The organism is Gammaproteobacteria bacterium, from assembly GCA_003696665.1.
Lineage (GTDB): Bacteria > Pseudomonadota > Gammaproteobacteria > Enterobacterales.
Genome location: RFGJ01000006.1, coordinates 1 through 2,343, shown reverse-complemented (window position 1 = coordinate 2,343; position 2,343 = coordinate 1). Strand labels below are relative to the sequence as shown.

The following is a 2,343-nucleotide window of genomic DNA, read 5'->3' as shown; positions in this document are numbered from 1 at the left end:
GCCTCCCGTCTGCCGAAAACGTATTTGCCAGTTCGCATGCAAGTACTGGCTTGGTAACGTGTAGGTTCGATTAAAGACTTGGCCTGGCGTGCCATTCCCTGCGAATGTTTCTTGGGCAATCCAGTTGCCATTGTTATCCAGAAACTCTATGACCAGATCCTCGCCAATGTCAGGGTTTTCACTGAAGGCATCTGAACCGCGCTGCACCCACACCCGAACCTCGACGTTACTATACGGCGAGAGGTCAACCCGGCGAGATTCCACCGAAACCGCTCCCCACCGAGTAAATAGACTTGGCGGTGATACCCCCCCGGTTTGATTCGATACCCCAGCATCCCCACCAGAAGGGAAAACCCGCCAATTGGCAGAATTCAGCCCGCCACTAAAATCGTCACAAAATGGTGGTCCACTTGGAATGCCGGATGTTTCGGTCAAAAGCACATCATCGATGTGATAAAAGTCCCAGCCAGTGCTGGCATTCCCATTGTTGTTCGCACCAAAGCCTGAGCCACCTATCTGGCGAAAACGAAATCGGAAGCCTGCGTGCAATGCAGCCGAAGGCAGATCGACGGACACATTAATGACCGAACCGGGCGTGGTTCCGCCGGGAACATACTGGAGCGTTTGCCAATTATTGCTGCTATCCAGATATTCGATGTAAAAGTCTTCTAGCCCGGCCAAGTCGGGATCTTCGCTAAAAACATCCGAACCGATGCGGAGCCAAAGTGCTAACCTTGCCCCCGCGACCGCCGACAGGTCAAAAACTCGCGAAGTCACCGTCACAGCGGTACAACAGGTGTGCAGGCTCCGCGTCCCCGAATTGGCGGTTAGTGTGCTGATTTGGGCCGCCGCCGTGTCCGATGCTGACCAGTCTGCCCCGAGGGCATTACGTTCAAAATCGTCAGAGAATAAAATGTCTCCAGGTGCCGCGAAGAGCTGTGCACTGAACACAAGTCCCCAGATCCACAACAACCGTTTCATGGCCCTTCCACCGTGAGCTGTACCTGCCGAGACACATAGTCGGCATCCACACCTAGGGTGCCGCGTGTGGCCATCGATGTTAAGTCGAAAATGGCAACCGAAGCGCCGTTTTCTGTGTAGTCACGGCGAGTACACGACACCTGGATTTGAAAACCCGCCAAGTCGCCCCCAACCTGAAAAGTGGTGGGACTGGCTGGACAATTACCGCCTTGTAGCTGATAAAGGCCCCACTCAAGCCCTGTTTGAGCCGCCTGAAAAGCGCGCGCTTCTGAAAGCTGTAATACACCAGCCTGCCGGCTCTGCCCGCTTATTCGCGCCACCGACGCCACCAATAGGGCAACAATGATCATGATGAACATGGCGGTGACCAGTGAAAAACCACGCGCCCGATTCATGGCACATTCTCCACGTGCACTTGGCCAATCAGCCTGACTGCCTCGCCATCTTCGCTCAATTCTAATTCGATGGTCAAAAGTCCGGAACGCTGAGCGACACCAACGGCATAACGAAATTGACAAAAGGTCACGCCATCGGTGACCAATGCCTGGCTGCCCGCGGTATTCAACGGCGCGCTTGACGAACTCGTCGGTTGCGCGACAGCCGCCGAATAACTGGCAAACCGACGGAGTTCGTTGCCTTCACACAGATAAGTCACCGGTGTGCTGACAAAAAACACCCGGCGCGAGGGAGAGCCATTGCCCGACGGGTCAAATCGAAATGGGGACGAAAGGGTGATGCGATCCTGTGTCCCATTATCGACCAAACTCACGGTTGTGGTGGAAGGGGTCACCATGCCGTTGTAAGCATCGGCCATAGCGCTATAAAACAGGGTTGTGTTGTGCGGATTGACCACCGCGCGCGCACCGCTTGGTAAGGAAAAATCTGCCATGACCGAGAAGTTGGCGTCCGGTTTTCTGGGGGTCAACGTATCAATATTGGCCGGATCGTCTCCGGATGGATAACGGCCAGCAAACAACACGGGCACCAGTTCCAGCGCTGTACCATTGACGCGCACGCTGTTCGGCAAGGCTTGCCTAACCTCGCGCTGAATCAGGGTAATGGCCGCTTGCGCCCGCTCCAGCAGCCGTGCGCGTCGCTCTTGGTCGGTCACCAATGAAAAAGGACGAACCAACAGGGGGCCAATCATGGCCACGACAATACCGGTCAGGGTGATGACAATAATGAGTTCAATGAGGGTAAAACCACGCCGACGAATCATGGCCACTCCTTCGCCCGGTAGGCACTGAGCGCAATGGTTTCGCCATTGGGGGCGTCCACAGTGACCGTAATTCGCTGCGCATCCGAGGCCGGTATCCCCGGCAAATCCGGGCTTTGCACAATGTTCACAGAGACCACATAATC

At 55.4% G+C, this 2,343-nt stretch carries 3 protein-coding genes; all 3 read right to left on the bottom strand.

From position 1 onward, the window contains the following. On the bottom strand, window positions 1–981 hold a 981-nt coding region (locus D6694_00185; protein ID RMH48728.1), incomplete at its 3' end, for a hypothetical protein. After that, window positions 978–1,376, bottom strand: a complete 399-nt coding sequence (locus D6694_00180; protein ID RMH48727.1) for a hypothetical protein — start codon at window positions 1,374–1,376, stop codon at window positions 978–980. The genes D6694_00185 and D6694_00180, both read right to left, overlap by 4 nt. Continuing rightward, entirely contained in the window at window positions 1,373–2,206 is an 834-nt protein-coding gene (locus D6694_00175; GenBank protein RMH48726.1) for a type II secretion system protein, read from the bottom strand. The genes D6694_00180 and D6694_00175 overlap by 4 nt, the downstream gene beginning before the upstream one ends. Window positions 2,207–2,343 lie beyond the last annotated feature (137 nt).